This is a genomic window from Streptomyces sp. R44, from assembly GCF_041053105.1.
Classification (GTDB): domain Bacteria; phylum Actinomycetota; class Actinomycetes; order Streptomycetales; family Streptomycetaceae; genus Streptomyces.
The window spans coordinates 8,519,183-8,537,507 of the sequence record NZ_CP163444.1 but is presented as its reverse complement, the minus strand read 5'-3'; the positions used below and the strand labels follow the sequence as shown (position 1 = coordinate 8,537,507).

Genomic DNA, 18,325 nt, shown 5'->3' with positions numbered 1-18,325 from the left:
GGCCTACAGGACAAGCGAAGGATCGTGCATCCAGCGTTAAGCTCTTCTACATGCTGGACGTGAGACGCATGCAGGTGCTCCGGGCCGTCGTCACCAGTGGCTCCGTCACGGCCGCCGCCGGGCACCTCGGTTACACCCCCTCCGCGGTGAGTCAGCAGATCGCCGCCCTGGAGAAGGAGGCCGGCATCGCGCTGCTCGAACGGTTCGGCCGGGGCGTGCGGCCGACCTCCGCCGGGCGGCTGCTCACCGAGCACGCCGCCGTCATCGGCCAGCGGCTCGCCGAGGCCGAGACGGCGCTCGCCGATCTCCGGGCGGGCCGCACCGGTCGGATCGTGGTCCATTACTTCGCCACGGCGGGAGCCGATCTCGTCGCCCCCGCCCTGGCCCGCTTCCGCGCCGAACACCCGGGCGTACGGGTCGATCTGAGGATCGCGGAGGGCGTGCCGGACGAGGAGGCGGACCTCACCCTCCTCGTCCGGCCCCGGGGCGGCGGCCCGGCGACGTCCGGCGACGGGCTCCGGCTCGTCCATCTGGTCGACGACCCGTACCGGGCGGTCCTGCCCAGGGGGCACCGGCTCGCCGGCCGGCGCGGCGCCGTCGATCTGGCGGACCTGGCCGCCGAGCCCTGGGTGGGCAGCGAGCGGCCCGGGCCCTGTCTCGACGCGGTCCTCGACGCGTGCGCGGCGGCCGGGTTCTCCCCGGACATCGCGGTGGAGTGCGAGGAGTACGCCACCGCGCAGGGCTTCGTCGCGGCCGGTCTCGGCATCAGTCTGATCCCCCTGATGGGCCTCGGCAGCCGCCACCCGAACGTGGTCGTCCGCAAGGTCCGCGGTCCCGAGCCGGTCCGCGCGATCCACGCGGCGGTACGGGAGTCGTCCCTGGACCTGCCCGCCGTGCGGGGCCTCCTGACCGCGCTTCAGGAGGCCTGACCGGGCGGGGTCACGGTGCCAGGACCGCCAGGAGGTGGGCGACCTCGCGGGCCACGGCCGCGCGGGCCGGGGTCAGGTAGTGGCGCGGGTCGACCGTGGTGGGGTGCTCGGCGAGGTGGGTGCGGACGGCCTCGGTGAAGGCCTTGTTCAGATGCGTGGAGACGTTCACCTTGGTCATGCCCGCCGTGACCGCCTCGGCGAGGTGCGGGTCCGAGACGCCCGAGGAACCGTGCAGGACGAGCGGGACGTCCACCGCCGCGCGCAGCCGGGCGATGAGGCCGAGGTCGAGCACGGCGTCCCTGGTCACCATCTGGTGGGCGCTGCCCACGGCGACGGCGAGGGCGTCGACTCCCGTGGCCGCGACGAAGGCGCGGGCCTCCTCGGGGTCGGTACGCACGCCCGGCGTGTGGGCGCCGCCCTTGCCGCCGACCTCTCCGAGTTCGGCCTCCACCCAGACTCCGTGGCTGTGGCAGTGCTCCACGACCTCGCGGGTCGCGGCGACGTTCTCCGCGTACGGGAGCTTGGAGGCGTCGAACATGACCGAGCCGAGGCCGAGGGCGACGGCCTCGCGGACGAGGTCGGGGTTCTCCGCGTGGTCGAGGTGGACGGCGACGGGCGTCTTGGCGGCTCGGGCGACGGCCAGCGAGGCGAGTGCGACCGGTTCCAGGGCGCCGTGGTAGCGGACGGTGTTCTCGCTGATCTGGAGGACGACCGGCCGGTCGGCGTTCTCGGCGCCGGCCACGATGGCCTGGGCGTGTTCGAGTTGGAGGACGTTGAACGCCCCCACCCCGGTGCCCGCGGCGCGGGCACGGCGGACGATCTCGTCGGTGGGCGTCAGCGCCATGGTGCGTCTCCGGGGTGGTGGGCGGGTGCGGGGCGGCGGTCAGGCATGGACGTCGGCGAGGACGACGGAACGGGTCAGGTTCCGGGGCGTGTCCGGGTTCAGGCCCTGGGCCTCGGCGACGGCGACGGCGAGGCGCTGGGCGCGCACGAGGTCGGCCAGCGGGTCGAGGTCGCTCTCGACGAGGGTGCCGCCGACCTTGCGCACGTCGTCGGCGAGTCCGGTGGGCAGGGCGCCGAAGCCCCAGGTCACCCGGCCGGGGCCGGTGATGCTGATCGGGCCGTGGCGGTACTCCATCGCCGGGTACGCCTCGGTCCAGGCGCCGGCCGCCTCGCGCATCTTCAGGCCTGCTTCCAGGGCGAGTCCGTAGGTCCAGCCGGTGCCGAGGAAGGTGAACTGCTCGGCCGTGCGCACGCTCTCGTCGAGCGGGGAGGTGACGGCCCGCTCGGCGTCCCGGGCGGCGCCCTCGACGCTGCCGAGTCCCTCCGGGAGGGCTTCCTCGGACTCCAGGTGCGCGCGGAAGAGGGCGAGCACGGTGGTCGCGAAGCGGGTCTGGACGACGGACTCCTCGTCGGCGAAGTCGAGGACGGCGACCTCGTCGGCGAGGTCCATCACGGGGGTCGTGGGGTCGGCCGTGATCGCGCCGGTGGGGACCGTGCCGCGCAGCCGGGACAGGACGGCGAGGACCTCGCTGGTGGTTCCGGAACGGGTGATGGCCACGACCCGGTCGTAGCGGCGGCCGTAGGGGAACTCGGAGGCCGCGAACGCGTCGGTCTCGCCGTGGCCGCCGGACTCGCGCAGCTCCGCGTAGGCGAGGGCCATGAACCAGGAGGTGCCGCAGCCGATCACCGCGACCCGCTCGCCGCGTCGGGGCAGGGCCGCGACGTGCTGGGACAGGGTCCGGGCGGCCTGGCGCCAGGTCGCCGGCTGGGAGGCGATCTCCACGGCGGTGCGAGTGGTGGTCATGCCGATCTCCTTGCAAGAAGGGTGCGCGATAATGATGGAAGATGCTTGAAGACTCACTTATTCAAGCAGAAACAAGCACACCCTTCCAGGTCCGACACCACCGAGACCGGCCTCTACCGGCAGACGGACGCGGCTCTCACGGGTCGAGGCGGAGGCACCATCATCTGATCTCATTGGTCTATCGGTGGACCAATCCATAGCCTTGTATCACCGTGCCTCTTCGTGTTCACGCACTAATTACCGCGCGGCTGTATACCTTTAAGCTCACCTCCCTCATCATGTCTCCGACGTGCCACCGGGGCACATGGTGACAGGAGAGGCGGGGCATGATTCCCATCAGCCGCAGGGGATTCGTCGGAATCGGCGCGGGGCTCATGGCGGGGGCCGCGCTGCCTCCGGTCCAGGCGTCCGCCGCCTCGAGCACCGCGACCGGCACCCTGACGGACGTGAAGCACGTGGTGATCCTCATGCAGGAGAACCGCAGCTTCGACCACTACTTCGGCACCCTGAAGGGCGTGCGGGGCTTCGGCGACCGCGCCGCGGGCAACCTGCCCGGCGGCTGGGGCATGTTCAACCAGCCCAACTGGGGCGGCCGCCAGTACCCCTGGAAGCTCAGCGACACCCCGCCCGCCGGTGGCGTCGACGGCGAGACCCTCGCACAGTGCAACGGCGACCTGCCGCACAGCTGGACCTCGCAGCACGCCGCATGGAACAAGGGACGGCTCGACAACTGGGTCACGGGCGTGGGCAACACCCGGACGCTCGGCCACCTCGACCGCGGGGACATCCCGTTCCACTACGCGCTCGCCGACAACTACACGATCTGCGACGCGTACTTCTGCTCCACGCTCAGCGCCACGGGCCCCAACCGCACGTTCCTGTGGAGCGGGAAGATCGACGGCTCCAGCAAGGACGGCGGCGACGAGTCGGGCCTCACCTGGGAGTCGTACGCCGAGGCCCTCCAGCGCGCCGGGGTGAGCTGGAAGGTCTACCAGAACGCCCAGGACAACTACGGCGACAACGGCCTCGCGTACTTCAAGAAGTTCACCGACGCGAAGCCCGGGGACCCGCTCCACGACCGCGGCATGGCCTCGGTCCCGAAGGTGACCGGCTCGACGCCGGACGACATCGCCGCGGCGATCCGCGCCGACGTCGTCGCGGGCACCCTGCCGCAGGTGTCGTGGGTGGTCGCGAGCGAGGCCTTCTCGGAGCACCCGTACGCCCCGCCGGGGGACGGGGCCCACTTCGTCGACCTCGTCTACCGCGCGCTGGCCGCGAACGCCGAGGTGTTCGACTCGACGGTGCTGTTCCTCAACTACGACGAGAACGACGGCTTCTTCGACCACGTGCCGCCGCCGGTCGCCCCTCCGGGGACCGCGGGCGAGTACCTCGACGGCGTGCCGATCGGCCTGGGCTTCCGCGTCCCGATGATTGTCATGTCCCCGTGGACCCGGGGTGGCTGGGTGAGCTCCGAGGTCTTCGACCACACCTCGGTGCTGCGTTTCATGGAGACCTGGACGGCGGCGCTCGGCACCCCGGCCACCTGCCCCAACATCAGCGCCTGGCGGCGGAAGGTCACGGGCGACCTCACCGGGGTCTTCGACTTCGCCCATCCGGTGTACGGAGTGCCCGCCAACCTCCCGTCGACGGCGAAGGTGATCGGGCAGGCCACCTGCGGCCCGCTGCCTAACCCGGCACCCCAGAACAACGCGCTGCCGACGCAGGAGTCCGGCACCCGTCCGGCGCGCGCGCTGCCGTACCAGGTCAACGGCAATCTCGACCGCTTCGAGTTCGGCGCCGCGGGCAAGATCCTGGCCTGGTTCTCGATGACCAACCAGGGTGCGGAGGCCAAGCGGTCGGCGCACTTCTCGATCCACCCGCACCAGTACCGGGACACGGCCGCCTGGCAGTACACCGTCGATCCCGGTGACACCGCCACGGACTACTTCAACATCGGCCTCGGCTCGGGGTCCGGGAAGTACGACATCTCGATGATGGGCCCGAACCGCTTCCTGCGCCGCTTCATCGGGGACGCCTCCAAGGCGGGCAAGGCCGTCGAGGTGGCCGCCCGGTTCGCGCCCGAGGCCGGGACGGGCAAGACGGCCCTGTGGTTCAGGATGACGAACACCTCGGCCGGTCCCGTCACCTTCACGATCCGCTCGAACGCCTACCGCTCCGACGGCCCGTGGACCTACACGGTGCCGGCGAACTCCAGCCGCGAGGACTTCTTCAACGCGGTGGCGTACAACGGCGGCTGGTACGACTTCACCATCCTCGCCGACATCGACGGAACCTGGTCGCGCCGTTACACCGGACACATCGAGACCGGAGCCGCGAGCGTCAGCGGCTGATCACTCGCCCGCGTGCCGGGCGGCGGGCCGGGCGGCGGCCTTGAGGTCGCCGCCCGGCATGCGCGTCGTCAGCGGCCGGCGTGCGCGGCGCGGCGGATCGTGGCGTCGAGGAGCGCCACCGCGTCGGCGGCCGTACGGCCGGGGGCCCGGTTCCACGGCCCGATCAGCCCCTGCCAGCCGCGCGACCGCAGCTCGGTCATGGTCCAGGCGGCCGCCTCGTTCATGGTGTCCGCACTGCCGTAGCCGAGCCGGTGGGCGGCGAGCAGGGCACCGCAGACACACCGGGCGCCGCGTGCGTCCCGCAGCTTGTACGGGGCGTTCTGCCAGCCCCACTCCGTCAGCACGAGGCGCGCGTAGCCGAGGTGGACCGAGGGGCGCAGCTCGGTCTGTCCGATGCGGCGCCAGGCATGGAGCCGGTCCGGCAGCACGGCTCCGAGACGCCCCGGAAGGCGGCGCTCGACGGGCAGCGCCGGGGGCAGGGCGGCGAGCGCGTCGGCCACGAGCCGGTCCACCGGCACGCTGAGCAGCTCCCGCCAGCCCTCCACCGCCGGCGGTGACGGCTCGGGGGCGGTCAGGTCCGTGACGATCCGCTGCCAGGTGGCGCTCTCGAAGAGGGCGGCCGCCTCGCGGTCGAGGGTGTCGAGCGTGTCGGGGGTGTCGAGCGTGTCGGGGGTGTGGGGGCTGAGCAGGGAGGTGGAAGGCGGCATCTGGGTGGCTCCTGGGTCGACTCCCTCCATCTTTCAAGACGAATGTCGGTTTTGCGACCTTTGCTCCCACACGGAGCGTCGCCACCCGCCCCCCCATCGCGGGGATTTCCCCCCTAATTACCCACTACGGAATTACACCCCAAATTCGGACATTACACTCCGGGTGATGCGACTCACTTATTCGGCCCGACCGTTGGGCGACACCTCCCCCGACCCCATACCGGGCAAGGAAGTTCGACACCTCCGGGACGGCATCGATCTTGAATTCACCGAATTCACTGATCCATTTCCAGATCCACGGCATCCACTCCTCTTGTTATCCGTCGCATTACTGGCCTACGGTCACCTCCATTCGAGCGGAACGCCCAATCCTGCCGCCGCTCGGTAAACCTCCCTTTTCACCCGACGGCAGGAGCGGGGGACCCACGAATTCGCCGGTCCGGAATCCGGAACGGCTCGGGGTGAAGCCGCGTGCGCGCGGCCGGACATCTCCCGTCCGAACCCGACAGCTCACCCCGCAGGCGCCGGAGAGGAAACCGTCATGCCTGCTCACGGTAAGCACCGCCGCCCCCGCCGCGGCCACGTCTCCCGCGGTCTCGCCCTGGTCGGCACCGGTGGCGCCGCCCTGACCCTGCCGCTGATCACCCCGGCCCTCGCGAACGCGGCTCCCGTCTCCGGCGCCCCGCAGATCGCCGCCCAGACGTTCGCCGCCCCCGCCGCGCCGGTCGCCGCCAAGGCTCCCGCCGCCCCGGCCGCAGCGCACACCTACACCGTCGTGAGCGGCGACTCGCTTTCCCTGATCGCCCACAAGAAGGGAATTCAGGGCGGCTGGAAGAGCCTTTACCGCGCCAACAAGAGCGTCGTGGGTGACAATCCGTCACTCATTCGCCCCGGACTCGAACTGACGCTTCGTCGGGATTCCGTGAAGACCGCCCCCGCGAAGGCGAAGAAGTCCGCCACCACCGAGCGGGCGAACCGCTCCGCGCACCGGTCGGCCACCCCCGCCGTCGCCACCGGTACGGGCGCCTCCGCCGCTGCCGCCGCCCCGGCCGTCGCCAAGGACGCCCCGGTCGCCGCCACCAACTACGCCGACAACCTCGACGGCTGGATCCGGGAGTCGCTGGCCATCATGGGCCAGCACGGCATCCCCGGCTCCTACGACGGGATCTACCGCAACGTCATGCGCGAGTCCTCCGGAAACCCCCAGGCCATCAACCTCTGGGACTCCAACGCCGTCGCAGGCACCCCCTCGAAGGGCCTGCTCCAGGTCATCGAGCCGACCTTCCTCGCCTACCACGTGCCCGGCACGTCCATGGACCTGTTCGACCCGGTCGCCAACATCACCGCCGCCTGCAACTACGCGGCCGACCGCTACGGCTCCATCGACAACGTCAACTCGGCGTACTGACCGCCTGCCGCCGGAAGTGCTCCTGGAACCAGGAGGTGGCGAGGTCAGCCACCTCCTCCAGGGCACCCGGCTCCTCGAAGAGGTGACCGGCGCCGCCCACGACGGAGAGCCGGTTCTCACAGCGCAGCAGCGCCAGCGCCCGCCGGTTGAGATCCAGGACCAGGGCGTCCGCTCCGCCCACCACCAGGAGCGTCGGAGCGCGCACCCGGGCCAGGTGCTCGGCCGCGAGGTCCGGCCGGCCGCCGCGTGAGACGACGGCGCTCACCGGGGACGCGGGATCACCCGCCGCCCACAGCGCGGCTGCCGCGCCCGTGCTCGCGCCGAAGTACCCGAACGGCAGCCCCGTGCTCTCGGGCCGCGCGGCCAGCCACTCCGTGGCCCCCGCGAGCCGCCCGGCCAGGAGCGGGGTGTCGAAGACATGCGCCCGGTCGGTCGCCTCCGACTCGGTGAGCAGGTCGAAGAGCAGCGTCCCCAGGCCCGCCCGGTTGAGCGCCGCGGCGACGGCCCGGTTCCGCGGGCTGTGGCGGCTGCTGCCGCTGCCGTGCGCGAAGAGGACGATGCCGCCCGCGTCCTCGGGCACCGCGAGGCGCCCACTCAGGGTGACCCCGCCGACCGGGATCCGGACGTCCGTGTCCTGTACGACAGGGTCCCGCCCGGCCCTGTTCCGGTCCAGGCAGGCGATGACCTCGGCGTCCGGGGTCTGCGAGAAGTCCCGGTAGAACTGCCCGATCGCGAAGAACAGCTCCGGCGCGTGCACGCTGACGGTCTCGTCGGCCTCGCCACCGAGGCGGGCCGTCCAGCCACGCGGCGCCACCGGCACCGCGAGGACGATCCGCGCCGCGCCCCGGGCCCGTACCACCCTGCAGGCCGCCAGCGCCGTGGCCCCGGTGGCCAGCCCGTCGTCGACCACGACCACCGTCCGCCCTTCGAGGGGCACGGACGGCCGGCTGCCCCGGTAACGCTGAGCGCGATGTTCGAGCTCGGCGTGCTCCTTCTCCTCCACGGCTGCCAGATCCCGCTCCCCCACCCGGGTCTCCCGAAGCACCCGCTCGTTGAGCACCCGCACACCGCCCTCCCCCAGCGCCCCCATGGCGAGCTCCGGCTGGTGGGGCACCCCGAGCTTCCGTACGAGACAGATGTCGAGCGGCGCGTCGAGGGCGTCGGCGACCACGGCCGCCACCGGGACGCCGCCCCGTGGAAGCCCGAGGACCACGACGTCATGGCCCTTGAGGTGGTCGAGGAGAGCGGCCAGCTGCCGCCCCGCGTCCGTGCGATCGCTGAAGAACATGGTCCGCCGCCCTTCCGCCTGCGCGGCTCGGGCCCGGGGAGGAACGGTGTGCCCCGCCCCCGGCCCGTCTCTCCAGGGTAGTCGGGCCGCCCCGGTCGGCGGAGCCGGCTCGATCGGCCCGGTCGGCGGGCCGGCTCCGGACGGGTCAGCGGGACTGCAGGGCGTCGAGCGCCACGGCCTGGGCTATCGCGAGGCGCCGGTCGAGCTCCGGGTCGGCTATGTCGAGCACGTACCGGTCCCGGATCCCGAACCGCTTGTCGACCGACATGACCGGGCGCCCGCCCTCGGCGAAGTCGAAGTGGTACGGCACGACGAACGGAACGAGGTCCGTGAAGGGCAGGAACTCCCAGGCCCGCCGCAGCAGCGCCACCGTCTCGTTCCGCTCCTGCCCCGTGGCCTCCCTCGCCTCGCCCTCCCGGCTCAGGTGCCAGGTACTGCGCAGCAGGGACGCCCCGAAATCCTTCCGGAAGCCGCCCAGTCGGGTACCGGACGCGGCGACCACGTCGTACGTCGCGCCCAGGTCGATGACCTGACGCGCCTTGAAGGTGAAGAGGACCTGGCGCCGTGACTCGTCCGTGTAGAAGGTGACGTGCTCCTTGAGCGCCATCCTCTTCTGGTGGGCGAAGGCGACCAGTTCGGCCTCCTCGCCGTCCGGGCCCATGGTGTGCACCAGATAGCGGTTGGCCATCGGCGTCACCTTCTGCCGTACGAGGAAACGCTGCTGTGACTGCGCGAGGCCCATCGGTCGTGCTCCTGCCGGTCGTGGACGGTCCGTGGAGGACCGCCCCCTGAGGTCGTGAGCACGATGATCCTGTGCCGAGGGGCCCCGCCGCTGTCCTCGAAAGTCGTCGCTTCCGTCGACGTTCGGATGAGATCGGATGAGAGAGGAGACCGAGGACGAACTCAGGCGCCCAGGAAGGCCTCGATCGCCTCGGCGAGGGCCTGCGGGGTCTCCTCCGGGGCGTAGTGCCCGGCGTCCTTGAGCACTTCGAGACGGGCGTTCGGGTACCAGCGCAGCCAGGTCGCCTCCATCGCCTCGGAGCCGAGCGCGGGGTCGTGGGCGCCGACGACGAGGAGTACGGGGACGGGGTTGTCGCGGACGCGCTCGTGGAAGTCGGTGCGGGACCAGGAGTCCAGGTAGGCGCGGAAGGCCGTCGCGGAGGAGCGGGTGACGGAGCGGTCGACGAGTGCGCTCAGCCAGGCGTCGTCGTAGCGGCCGCCGGTGGTGTTGTCGATGATCGCGCGGCGGTTGGCCGGCTCGTCGGCGGCTCCGGCGAAGAGTTCCCAGGTCTCCCCGTCGAGCGGGAAGCCGGCGGCCGAGACCGGTGAGACGCCGATGATCGAGCGGATCCGCTCGGGGGCGTCGAGGAGCATCAGCTGGGCCGCCTTGCCGCCCATGGAGTGGCCGATGACGGAGAAGGAGTCCCAGCCCAGCTCGTCCGCGACCGCCAGGGCGTCGGCCGCGACCTCCTCCATCGTGTAGGCCCCCGCGTGGTCGACGGCCTCGCCGTAGCCCCGGCAGTCCACGAAGGCATAGGTCCCGAGGGTGTCGTCGAGGTGGGCGCGCAAGGGCGCGAAGCTGGTGCGGTCGCCGAACCAGTTGTGCAGCACGAGGGCCCTCCCGGGACCTTCGCCGTGTACGTCGTACGGAAGAACCTGGCCCGTCATCGTGCCCCCTGCTCGCGAGGTCGTGCCGCCGCGCGCCGACGGCGGCGGTCGACGACCGAGTGTGACGGCGTGGGCGCGTGGGGTCAACACCGTCGGAAGGGGCGCGCGGGAGCGTGTCGGACCCGCCGCCGTACCGGCGCCCGCCGGGTCCGGGATGCGGGTGCTTTCGCCTCGGGCGCATCCTGGCTGTGTGACCTCGCACGGCGCGTCCGAACCCGGCCCGGCGGGCGGCACCGGGCGTCCGTCCGGGAACGGCTCCGACGACGGGCCTGCGTCCGGCGCGCTGACGTGGGCCCTCGCGGAGGCGGCGCTCTCCGCCGTGGAGGCGGTCGGCGGTTACGCGGGCGGGGTGTACCTGCGCTCCGGCACCCCGGGGCTGCTGCGGCTGGCAGTCCTGGTGGGGCTGCCGGGGCCCTTGTTCCGTCCGTGGTGGCGCATGCACGCGAACCGTCCGTTCCCCATCGCCGAGGTCCACCGCTCCGGCCAGTCCGTCCACCTCGCCGACGTCGAGGAGGCCATGCGGCGCTTTCCGCAGCTGGTGGCGAGCCTGCCGTTCCCGTTCGCCTCGCTGTACGCGCCGGTGGTCGCGGGCCGTGAGCGCTTCGGCGTGCTCGTGGCCCTGCGCCCACCGACCCCGGGGGTGCCGGTGGAGGCGCGGGACCGGAACCGCATGACGCGGGACGCGCTCCGTCTCGGCGGCACCCTGGCCGAGCTGGCACGCCAGGGGACGGAGGTCGAGTGGCCCGGCGACCCGGTGTGCGTGCAGCTGCCCACCGCTTCGGGCCCGCCGGTCCGCTTCGGTTCCTTCTCCTGGGACCTGGACACGGGCACGGTGACGCTGGACGACGGGCTCCTCGCCATCCTCGGGACGGAAATCGGCTCGCCCTGCTCGATCGAGGGGCTGACGTCGCTCCTCGATCCCGAGGACGGGTACGCCTTGTGGGCGGCGGCCAGGCAGGCGACGGGCGCGGACGGGCGGCCGCCGGTCCGCAGGATCCGGCTGAAGGGCCCGGACGGCGGCCTCCACCTCCTGGAGGTGTCCGCGCGGGCCCGGCGCACGGCGCAGGGGACGGGCTCCGAGGGCGGAGGGCGCCTCGAAGGCACGCTCGTGGACCTCGGTACGGGTCTGGTCGGCTCGGACGCCACGGACCGGCTGCCGCGGGCCATCCTGGCCGTAGACCGGCTGGGCCGCGTCACGTACGTCAACGAGCGCACCGAGCGCCTGCTCGGCCTGCCGCGCACGGCGCTGGCGGGGCGGACGCTGTGGGAGGCGCTGCCCTGGTTCGGCCACCCCTTCCACGAGGAGCAGCTGCGTGCCGCCCTGCTCTCCGGCGAGCCGGTGCACTTCCTGGCCCACCCGAAGCGGGGACGCTGGCTGTCGGTCTCGCTCCACCCGGGCCGGGACGGGCTGACGATGGTGCTGGTCCCCGAAGAGGATCTTGCGCCCCCCGTCGCACCGGCATCACCGGGCGAGCGGTCGGCGGACGACGTCCCGTCGCCGAGCGAGCAGCGGACGGACCACGTCCTGTCCGCTCCCGACGACCGCGCGGCGGCGCTCTACCGGCCGGTGGCCCTGGCGATCGCGCTCTCCGAGGCGGTGACCGCGCGCCAGGTGTCGGCGGTGGTGACGGAGGAACTCCTCCCCGCTTTCGGCGGACGCCAGTTGGCGATCTACCTGCTCAGCGACCGGCGCCTCTACCTGGCCTGGGAGACGGGTTTCCCGCCCGGGTTCCTCGAACCCTTCGACGGAGTGGCGCTCGACGCCCGCGTACCGGGCGTGGAGACCCTGACGACCGGCAGGCCGCTCTTCTTCGAGTCCATGGAGCAGCTGGGCCGGGCGTATCCGGATCTCCCGCTGGACGCGCATTCGGGCGCGCGGGCCTTCCTGCCCCTGATCGCCTCGGGCCGGCCGGTGGGCTCCTGCATCCTGGGCTTCGAATCGCCGCGCGGGTTCAGCCCGGAGGAGCGGACCGTGCTCACGGCGCTCGCGGGGCTGATCGCCCAGGCCCTGGAGCGGGCGCAGCGGTACGACACGGAGTCGGCGGTCGCGCGGGGCCTGCAGGACGCGCTGCTCCCGCACCGGCTGCCGGTGCGCGACGGGGTGGACACGGTGGGCCGCTACCTGCCGGGCACCCAGGGCATGGACGTGGGCGGCGACTGGTACGACGTGATCGAGACCGGTCAGGGGCGGCTCGCCCTGGTGATCGGCGACGTGCAGGGACACGGGGTGGCCGCCGCGGCCACCATGGGGCAGCTGCGCAGCGCCGTCCGCGCCTTCGCGCTGGGCGGCCACCGGCCGCAGGACGTGATGCGGGGCACCAACAGGCTCCTGATCGATCTGGACCCGGGACAGTTCGCGAGCTGCTGCTACGTCCTGCTGGACCCGGAGACGGGGGACGCGCGCGCGGTGCGGGCGGGGCATCCGCAGCCGTTGCTGCGGCGGCCGGACGGGACGACGGAGCAGATCGACCTGGCGGGCGGGATGGTCCTGGGGGTCGATGCCCGGGCCTCGTACCCGCTGACGCGGCTGCGGCTGGCGCCGGGGGCCGTGCTCGCGCTCTTCACGGACGGTCTGGTGGAGCAGCCGGGCAAGGACATCGACGAGGGGATCGAGCGGCTGAGCAGCGCCTTCGCCGCGACGGGCACGCTGGCGCTGACGGAGACGGCCGACCGGCTGATCCGCGAGGCACGGGCGGCGACGTCCCGGCCGGACGACATCGCGCTGCTGCTCGCGGCCCGGTGGGGGGAGAGCGGCTGAGCCTTCCCGTCGCATCGGCAGAGGCTTCGTCACCCGGTCGGGCCCGTGGCGCTGGTCGGGGGCCCTGGGCGCGGGGAGGCTGGGTGGTGCCGTGCCGATCAGGCCGGACGAGCCAGGGCGGCAGCCCGAGGAGGACACGTGCAGCAGGACAAGCAGCCCGAGTACGGCCCCGTGGTGTTCCGCGACCGCTCGGCGGGATACGCGTTTCTGACCCGGTCCACCGCGACCAGTGACCGGACCATCGAGTGGGACGACGGCAACACGTACCCCGTGATCGACGTCGAGATCTCCTCCGAGAGCCACCCGTTCTACACGGGTACGGCGCGGACCGTGGACTCCGAGGGGCGGATCGCCAAGTTCCAGCGGCGCTTCGGCGAGGAGGACTGACCGACCGGCACCGGGCACACGGCGAAGGGCGGGGGCGCGGATCCGATGGACCGCGTCCCCGCCCCTGCCGGGTGGGCGTGCGAAGGCGCCGGGCCCTCGCTCAGCTCACGAGGGCGATCAGGCCTCGGACTTGACGATGCCGGACTCGGCGACCTTGATGGCGGCCTTGGTGGCGCCGGAGGCGGAGCCGAGGGACTCGATCTTCTTGACCAGGTCCTGGCCCTCGACGACCTCACCGAAGACGACGTGCTTGCCGTCGAGCCAGTCGGTGACGACCGTGGTGATGAAGAACTGCGAGCCGTTGGTGTTCTTGCCGGCGTTCGCCATGGAGAGCAGGAACGGGCGGTCGTGCTTCAGCTTGAAGTTCTCGTCATCGAACTTCTCGCCCCAGATGCTCTTGCCGCCGGTGCCGTTGCCGCGGGTGAAGTCGCCGCCCTGCAGCATGAACTGCGGGATGACGCGGTGGAACGGGGAACCGGCGTAGCCGAAGCCGTGCACGCCGGTCGCGAGCTCGCGGAAGTTCTGCGCCGTCTTCGGGACGACGTCGTCGAAGAGCTTGAAGGTGATGCGGCCCGCGGGCTCGTCGTTGATGGTGATGTCGAAGTAAACGTTGTCGCTCATGGGGACATCCTGTCATTACTCGCGCACGGCGCGCGCACGGGCTGCCTCCTACCGGGTCACGGCGTGCCGGTGCCCCGCTTTCCCTGGGGAGCGCGGGGCACCGGTCGCCACCTGGCACGGAGGTCAGAGCAGTCCGCCGCCCTGCTGGTTCTGGAGAGCGCCCTCGGCGCCCTGGACGGTCTCGTGGAGGACGTCCGCGGTCTGGTCCTCCTGGAGCAGGCCGGTGGCGCCGCCGAGCGGGCTCTCGGCGGCGTTCGCCTGCGGCGGCGGGGTGACCAGGGCGGTGACGACGCCTGCGGCGAGGGAGGCGATGGCGAGCATGCTGCGCTTCTTCATGCCCTGGTCAACTACTGAGATGCCGTCGGGTTACGGTCGGACGGGAGCGGATCCGCGCGCGCAGTTCGCGGTCGCCCTCTCACCCAGGCGAGCAGCAGCAGCGAGGCGACGGCCGCGAGCGCGCACCAGGTGGAGACGAACGCGGTGCGCCAGAGAAGGGCGCAGACGAGCGCTCCGGCGCCGGTGAGCAGGCCGAGGATCCGCAGGAGCCGGTCACGGGCGAGCAGCAGGGCGCCGACGGTGGCGAGCAGGTATCCGGCGAGGACCACCGGGGCGTACGGCAGGTCGACCGCGTAGCCGAGGGTGTGGCCATGGATCTCGGCCGAGACGGGGCGGGTGGCGAGGCGGTACGCGAGGCCGGCGGCGGTCACGAGGCCGGCGGCGAGCGGGAGGAGGAGGCGCGGCCGGTCGGCGGGACGGGCGGAGGTCAGGACGCCGAGCGGCACCCAGAGGGACAGCAGGGGAAGGGCGATCACGGCCCAGGCGAGGGTGGCGGTCCCGGTGCCTCCGTCGGCGTGCCAGACGGCGGCCTCCACGATCTGGTGGGCGGCGAGGAGCAGGGGCAGGGCGGCCAGCGGCGCGTCCCCGGGGCGGCGTACGGAGGCCAGCGCGGCGACGCCGACGGCGCCGATCCCGAGGCCCGCCCAGAGATCGGCGGTCGCACTCCAACACATGACGAACTTTTACCCCATCACTGCCATATCCCTCATATCGGGCGGAACCGTATGGTTGTCATGGATGTCTCTGCCAGTGACACCTCTGTCCCCGGAACAGCAGAAATTGGGGGACGTCATGCAGCACCGCCACACCCTCGCGGCCGTCGCCGCGGGAATCCTGATGACCGCCGGAATCGGCGCCACGATCCCGGCCGGCGCGGCGAACGCCCCGACCCTGAGCACCTCGACCCCGGCCACGGCCCTGGTCGTCAACGCCCGCTGGGGCGGCCACTCCACCTTCGACCGGCTCGTGATCGACGTCCGGGGCGCCATGCCCGCGGTCACCGTCCACCAGACCCGCTCGCTGCACTACGACGGATCGGGGAACAGGGTCCCGCTGGCGGGGAAGCACTTCCTGGAGATCAAGCTCTCCCCCGCCGCCGCCCACGACGACTCCGGGCGGTCCGTCTACCAGGGCCCCCGGCTGCTGAAGATCCATCTGCCCGCGCTCAAGGGGGTCGCGCTCACCGGCGACTTCGAGGGCGTGGTCACCATCGGAGCCGCCTTCGACACCAAGCCCGTGTACAAGACCTTCCGGCTGCACTCGCCGGAGCGTTTCGTCGTCGACATCGCCCACCCGATGGTGGGCTGCCGGGGCTGAACGCCCCCCGGGTGGGGCCCGTCCCGTCGGACGGGCCCCACCGTCACGCTCCGGTGGCGCCGGTCTCCACGTACACGGTCGATCCGGACCTCCGCGCCCGGTCGATCTCGACGAGGCGGGCGAACTCGCGCGGGTTCATCTCCCGCTCCCACTCGTCCAGGGTCCGCAGACGGTACTCGCTGTGTTCCTCCGGGTCGAGGACGACGGCGGCGATCTGCTCGTCCGTCAGCTCGCCCCCGTCGAAGATGAAGCCGATGTGGTTGGCCGGCCAGTCCTCCCCGCGATCCGTGACGAAGTGGGCGGCGAGGAGCCGCGGCGCGCCGGTGAAGACGAGGCCGGTCTCCTCGTGGCACTCGCGCACGGCGGTCTCCCAGGGCGTCTCCCCCGGGTCCATGTTGCCGCCGGGCCACTGCCACAGCTCGGTCTGGTAGGTGGCCCGGAGCTGGAAGGGGCGGCCTGCGGTGTCGGTGAAGTAGAGGCAGGCGTACGCGGTCGCTCTCGGCAGCGTGTCGACGTACTCGGCGGGCGGCAGCCAGGTGTTCGCCATGGGCGGCTCTCTCTCGACGGACCGGATGGGTCCCCTCCATCCAAGCGGTCCGGGGCGGGCCGCCCGGCGGCTCGCGAGTGGATCACCGGATCGTGTGAGCGCGCCCCCGGACGGTCGGGCGGCGGAACGGTCAGGCCGCGGAGACGAGTCCCGCCTCGTACGCGATGATCACGAGCTGCACGCGGTCGCGGGCGTCCAGCTTGGCGAGCAGCCGGGTGACGTAGGTCTTCGCGGTGGCGATGCTGATGTGGAGGGCGGCGGCGACCTCGGCGTTGGACAGGCCGCGCCCGACGAGGGTGAGGACCTCGCGCTCCCGGTCGGTGATCCCCTCGGCGCGGCGGCGCGGCGGCGCGGGCACGGTCCTGGGGCGGTCGGTGAACTGCTTGATGAGGCGCCGGGTGACGCTGGGCGCGATGAGGGCGTCGCCGGAGGCGACGACTCGGACGGCGGCGAGGATGTCGTCCAGGGCCATGTCCTTGACGAGGAATCCGGACGCGCCCGCGTGGAGCGCCGCGTACACGTGGTCGTCGTCGTCGAAGGTGGTGAGGACGACCACGCGGGCGCCCGTCGGGCCCTCCGTGATGATCCGGGTGGCCTCGATGCCGTCCGTACCCGGCATCCGCAGGTCCATGACGACGACGTCGGCGCCGGTCTCCTCGACGAGACGGACGGCCTCGGCGCCGTTCGCGGCCTCGCCGACCACCACGAGGTCCGTGGTGTCGGTGACGACCATCCGGAGCGCGGTGCGCACCAGGGGCTGGTCGTCGGCGAGGACGACACGGACCGGCTGCTCCGCGGTGGTCTGGTTCATCGGGTGGTGGCTCCTGTAGGCAGGGGAAGACGGGCGGTGACGCGGAAGCCGCCGCCGGGGCGGGGTCCCGCGCTGAACTCTCCGTGCAGCACCGCGACGCGCTCCCGCATCCCGGTCAGGCCGTATCCGGAGCCCCGGCCGGTGCTCACGCGCGCGTGGCCGGGGACGGGGCCGCGGTCCTCGACGGTGACGGTGAGGGACTCGGGGTCGCGGTGGTCGACGGTGACCGTGCAGTGGTCGGCGCCGGAGTGCCGTACGACGTTGGTGACGGCCTCCTGGACGATCCGGAAGGCGGAGAGGTCGAGGTCCGGGGGCAAGGGGCCGGGGGCTCCGAGGCGGCGGACGGCGACCCGGACGCCGGCGTTCCCGGTGAGCTCGGCGAGCCGGTCGAGGGCGGCGAGGCCGGGCATCTCGGGGAGGCCGGGAAGGTCGGCGGAGGGCACGGAGGCGTACGGGGCGCGCTCGGCTTCTGTCGCCGTCTCCGGCTCCGTCGTGCGCAGGGCGCCGACCATCCGGCGCAGGCCCGCCAGGGTCTCGCGGCTCGCCGTCTCGATCTCGCCGAGGGCCTGCCGGGCGGCCTCGGGCTGGGTCGTGATGACGCGCCGGGCGGCGCCCGCCTGGAGGGCGACGATGCCGATGCTGTGGGCGACGGTGTCGTGCATCTCGCGGGCTATCCGGAGGCGTTCGGCGGTGACGGCCTGTTCGGCGGCCTGCGCGCGGCTCCGTTCCGCGTACTCCCGGGCCTGCCCCTCCGAGCGGCCGAGGAGCCAGGCGACGAGGGCGACGAGCGCGACGGCCAGGGTGCCCGTGGTGCCGGCGGGCCAGCCGGCGAGCACCCGGACGGCCAGGTAGACGACGAGGAGGCCGAGGGCGAGCAGGAGCGCCCGCCAGGCCTCGCGGCGGGGGCGGGCGGCGGCGATGGCGTACAGAGCGACGTCGACCGCGAGGTACTGGGCGAAGGGGACGGCGGTGACGCCGAGAGGGGTGGAGGCGATGACCGGGGCGACGAGGAAATAGGTGAGGGCGGCGGTGGGACGGCGGGTCAGGAGGGCGCTGCCGCGCAGGGTGAGGAGGGTGCCGACGGCCAGCATGAGGAGACCGTCCCAGCGCAGGATGACGAAGCCGGGCAGGACGTCCGGCCCCTCCTGGCCGGGCACGCGGATCCGGAGGAGGGCGGTGAAGACCATGCCCGCGCCCCAGGCGACGGCGGCCCACCCTCCGGGCGTGACCCTCTTGAAGAACGGTGCTGACGGGGTGGCGGGCATGCGGTGATCGTAAACGGCGGCCCTGGCCCGGGGCATCGGACCGAGGGTGTACGACCGGGGGTGACAGGGGGCCGTGCCGATTGTCCGTACGGGGCTGATGCCCGGCGCCGGGCTCGGACGGCACG

The 18,325-nt window shown here is 72.6% G+C and carries 18 protein-coding genes and 1 riboswitch; of the genes, 6 read left to right on the top strand and 12 right to left on the bottom strand.

All coding sequences use genetic code 11. The features are described 5' to 3' along the window. Positions 1 to 50: 50 nt before the first annotated feature. Positions 51 to 929 carry a LysR substrate-binding domain-containing protein gene (locus AB5J54_RS39390; RefSeq protein WP_369148778.1) on the top strand — a complete coding sequence of 293 codons (879 nt, stop codon included), beginning with the start codon at positions 51 to 53 and terminating at the stop codon, positions 927 to 929. A gap of 10 nt (positions 930 to 939) precedes the next feature. On the opposite strand, the gene AB5J54_RS39385 is transcribed toward AB5J54_RS39390, so the two are convergent. Then, entirely contained in the window at positions 940 to 1,773 is an 834-nt protein-coding gene (locus tag AB5J54_RS39385) for a ketose-bisphosphate aldolase (RefSeq protein ID WP_369148777.1), read from the bottom strand. A gap of 39 nt (positions 1,774 to 1,812) precedes the next feature. Further along, positions 1,813 to 2,736: an SIS domain-containing protein gene (locus AB5J54_RS39380; protein ID WP_369148776.1), complete on the bottom strand. Its 924-nt coding sequence runs from the start codon at positions 2,734 to 2,736 to the stop codon at positions 1,813 to 1,815. 326 nt (positions 2,737 to 3,062) lie between these two features. Between AB5J54_RS39380 and AB5J54_RS39375 the strand changes: the two genes are divergently transcribed. Then, a complete protein-coding gene (locus tag AB5J54_RS39375) occupies positions 3,063 to 5,087 on the top strand; it encodes a phosphocholine-specific phospholipase C (protein WP_369148775.1) in 2,025 nt (674 codons plus the stop codon). A 68-nt stretch (positions 5,088 to 5,155) separates the two neighbouring features. Here the strand turns inward: AB5J54_RS39375 and AB5J54_RS39370 are convergent, their stop codons facing one another. Then, positions 5,156 to 5,794, bottom strand: a complete 639-nt coding sequence (locus tag AB5J54_RS39370) for a hypothetical protein (RefSeq protein WP_369148774.1) — start codon at positions 5,792 to 5,794, stop codon at positions 5,156 to 5,158. Positions 5,795 to 6,146: 352 nt separating this feature from the next. Beyond that, positions 6,147 to 6,331: riboswitch (cyclic di-AMP (ydaO/yuaA leader) on the top strand. Between the two features lie 4 nt (positions 6,332 to 6,335). On the opposite strand from AB5J54_RS39370, the gene AB5J54_RS39365 reads away from it, so the two are divergent. Then, entirely contained in the window at positions 6,336 to 7,202 is an 867-nt protein-coding gene (locus tag AB5J54_RS39365; RefSeq protein WP_369148773.1) for a transglycosylase SLT domain-containing protein, read from the top strand. On the opposite strand, the gene AB5J54_RS39360 is transcribed toward AB5J54_RS39365, so the two are convergent. From AB5J54_RS39360 to AB5J54_RS39350, 3 genes are all read right to left on the bottom strand, one after another. Further along, a complete protein-coding gene (locus AB5J54_RS39360) occupies positions 7,186 to 8,490 on the bottom strand; it encodes a phosphoribosyltransferase family protein (RefSeq protein ID WP_369148772.1) in 1,305 nt (434 codons plus the stop codon). The two genes, AB5J54_RS39365 and AB5J54_RS39360, sit on opposite strands and share 17 nt — an antisense overlap. A gap of 145 nt (positions 8,491 to 8,635) precedes the next feature. Next, positions 8,636 to 9,232, bottom strand: a complete 597-nt coding sequence (locus AB5J54_RS39355; protein WP_369148771.1) for a hypothetical protein — start codon at positions 9,230 to 9,232, stop codon at positions 8,636 to 8,638. A 161-nt stretch (positions 9,233 to 9,393) separates the two neighbouring features. Continuing rightward, the gene (locus AB5J54_RS39350) at positions 9,394 to 10,158 is read right to left on the bottom strand and encodes an alpha/beta fold hydrolase (RefSeq protein WP_369148770.1); all 765 of its coding nucleotides are present in this window, start codon (positions 10,156 to 10,158) and stop codon (positions 9,394 to 9,396) included. 190 nt (positions 10,159 to 10,348) lie between these two features. On the opposite strand from AB5J54_RS39350, the gene AB5J54_RS39345 reads away from it, so the two are divergent. Together AB5J54_RS39345 and AB5J54_RS39340 are read left to right on the top strand one after the other, a co-directional pair. Further along, positions 10,349 to 12,916 carry a SpoIIE family protein phosphatase gene (locus AB5J54_RS39345; protein WP_369148769.1) on the top strand — a complete coding sequence of 856 codons (2,568 nt, stop codon included), beginning with the start codon at positions 10,349 to 10,351 and terminating at the stop codon, positions 12,914 to 12,916. A gap of 138 nt (positions 12,917 to 13,054) precedes the next feature. Further along, positions 13,055 to 13,303, top strand: a complete 249-nt coding sequence (locus AB5J54_RS39340) for a type B 50S ribosomal protein L31 (protein WP_190103166.1) — start codon at positions 13,055 to 13,057, stop codon at positions 13,301 to 13,303. A 117-nt stretch (positions 13,304 to 13,420) separates the two neighbouring features. Here AB5J54_RS39340 and AB5J54_RS39335 read toward each other — a convergent pair whose 3' ends face one another. The 3 genes from AB5J54_RS39335 to AB5J54_RS39325 all read right to left on the bottom strand — a co-directional run bounded on the left by AB5J54_RS39335 (position 13,421) and on the right by AB5J54_RS39325 (position 14,934). Beyond that, entirely contained in the window at positions 13,421 to 13,924 is a 504-nt protein-coding gene (locus tag AB5J54_RS39335; RefSeq protein ID WP_369148768.1) for a peptidylprolyl isomerase, read from the bottom strand. A gap of 123 nt (positions 13,925 to 14,047) precedes the next feature. Beyond that, the gene (locus tag AB5J54_RS39330) at positions 14,048 to 14,260 is read right to left on the bottom strand and encodes a hypothetical protein (protein ID WP_369148767.1); all 213 of its coding nucleotides are present in this window, start codon (positions 14,258 to 14,260) and stop codon (positions 14,048 to 14,050) included. An 11-nt stretch (positions 14,261 to 14,271) separates the two neighbouring features. Then, positions 14,272 to 14,934, bottom strand: a complete 663-nt coding sequence (locus AB5J54_RS39325; protein ID WP_369148766.1) for a DUF6629 family protein — start codon at positions 14,932 to 14,934, stop codon at positions 14,272 to 14,274. Between the two features lie 118 nt (positions 14,935 to 15,052). On the opposite strand from AB5J54_RS39325, the gene AB5J54_RS39320 reads away from it, so the two are divergent. Next, positions 15,053 to 15,577: a hypothetical protein gene (locus AB5J54_RS39320; RefSeq protein ID WP_369149605.1), complete on the top strand. Its 525-nt coding sequence runs from the start codon at positions 15,053 to 15,055 to the stop codon at positions 15,575 to 15,577. Positions 15,578 to 15,620: 43 nt separating this feature from the next. Here the strand turns inward: AB5J54_RS39320 and AB5J54_RS39315 are convergent, their stop codons facing one another. The 3 genes from AB5J54_RS39315 to AB5J54_RS39305 form a co-directional block, all read right to left on the bottom strand. Continuing rightward, entirely contained in the window at positions 15,621 to 16,124 is a 504-nt protein-coding gene (locus AB5J54_RS39315; protein WP_369148765.1) for an NUDIX domain-containing protein, read from the bottom strand. Positions 16,125 to 16,254: 130 nt separating this feature from the next. Beyond that, entirely contained in the window at positions 16,255 to 16,935 is a 681-nt protein-coding gene (locus AB5J54_RS39310) for a response regulator (RefSeq protein WP_369148764.1), read from the bottom strand. Next, positions 16,932 to 18,200: a sensor histidine kinase gene (locus AB5J54_RS39305; protein ID WP_369148763.1), complete on the bottom strand. Its 1,269-nt coding sequence runs from the start codon at positions 18,198 to 18,200 to the stop codon at positions 16,932 to 16,934. The genes AB5J54_RS39310 and AB5J54_RS39305 overlap by 4 nt, the downstream gene beginning before the upstream one ends. Positions 18,201 to 18,325 lie beyond the last annotated feature (125 nt).

What these genes read in the sequence shown, in the direction of transcription:
- AB5J54_RS39380 (WP_369148776.1), bottom strand. Translation starts at nt 2,736, where the DNA reads ATGACCACCACTCGCACCGCCGTGGAGATCGCCTCCCAGCCGGCGACC.
- AB5J54_RS39390 (WP_369148778.1), top strand. Translation starts at nt 51, where the DNA reads ATGCTGGACGTGAGACGCATGCAGGTGCTCCGGGCCGTCGTCACCAGT.
- AB5J54_RS39350 (WP_369148770.1), bottom strand. Translation starts at nt 10,158, where the DNA reads ATGACGGGCCAGGTTCTTCCGTACGACGTACACGGCGAAGGTCCCGGG.
- AB5J54_RS39360 (WP_369148772.1), bottom strand. Translation starts at nt 8,490, where the DNA reads ATGTTCTTCAGCGATCGCACGGACGCGGGGCGGCAGCTGGCCGCTCTC.
- AB5J54_RS39305 (WP_369148763.1), bottom strand. Translation starts at nt 18,200, where the DNA reads ATGCCCGCCACCCCGTCAGCACCGTTCTTCAAGAGGGTCACGCCCGGA.
- AB5J54_RS39310 (WP_369148764.1), bottom strand. Translation starts at nt 16,935, where the DNA reads ATGAACCAGACCACCGCGGAGCAGCCGGTCCGTGTCGTCCTCGCCGAC.
- AB5J54_RS39320 (WP_369149605.1), top strand. Translation starts at nt 15,053, where the DNA reads ATGCAGCACCGCCACACCCTCGCGGCCGTCGCCGCGGGAATCCTGATG.
- AB5J54_RS39365 (WP_369148773.1), top strand. Translation starts at nt 6,336, where the DNA reads ATGCCTGCTCACGGTAAGCACCGCCGCCCCCGCCGCGGCCACGTCTCC.
- AB5J54_RS39315 (WP_369148765.1), bottom strand. Translation starts at nt 16,124, where the DNA reads ATGGCGAACACCTGGCTGCCGCCCGCCGAGTACGTCGACACGCTGCCG.
- AB5J54_RS39355 (WP_369148771.1), bottom strand. Translation starts at nt 9,232, where the DNA reads ATGGGCCTCGCGCAGTCACAGCAGCGTTTCCTCGTACGGCAGAAGGTG.
- AB5J54_RS39330 (WP_369148767.1), bottom strand. Translation starts at nt 14,260, where the DNA reads ATGAAGAAGCGCAGCATGCTCGCCATCGCCTCCCTCGCCGCAGGCGTC.
- AB5J54_RS39385 (WP_369148777.1), bottom strand. Translation starts at nt 1,773, where the DNA reads ATGGCGCTGACGCCCACCGACGAGATCGTCCGCCGTGCCCGCGCCGCG.
- AB5J54_RS39375 (WP_369148775.1), top strand. Translation starts at nt 3,063, where the DNA reads ATGATTCCCATCAGCCGCAGGGGATTCGTCGGAATCGGCGCGGGGCTC.
- AB5J54_RS39335 (WP_369148768.1), bottom strand. Translation starts at nt 13,924, where the DNA reads ATGAGCGACAACGTTTACTTCGACATCACCATCAACGACGAGCCCGCG.
- AB5J54_RS39370 (WP_369148774.1), bottom strand. Translation starts at nt 5,794, where the DNA reads ATGCCGCCTTCCACCTCCCTGCTCAGCCCCCACACCCCCGACACGCTC.
- AB5J54_RS39325 (WP_369148766.1), bottom strand. Translation starts at nt 14,934, where the DNA reads ATGTGTTGGAGTGCGACCGCCGATCTCTGGGCGGGCCTCGGGATCGGC.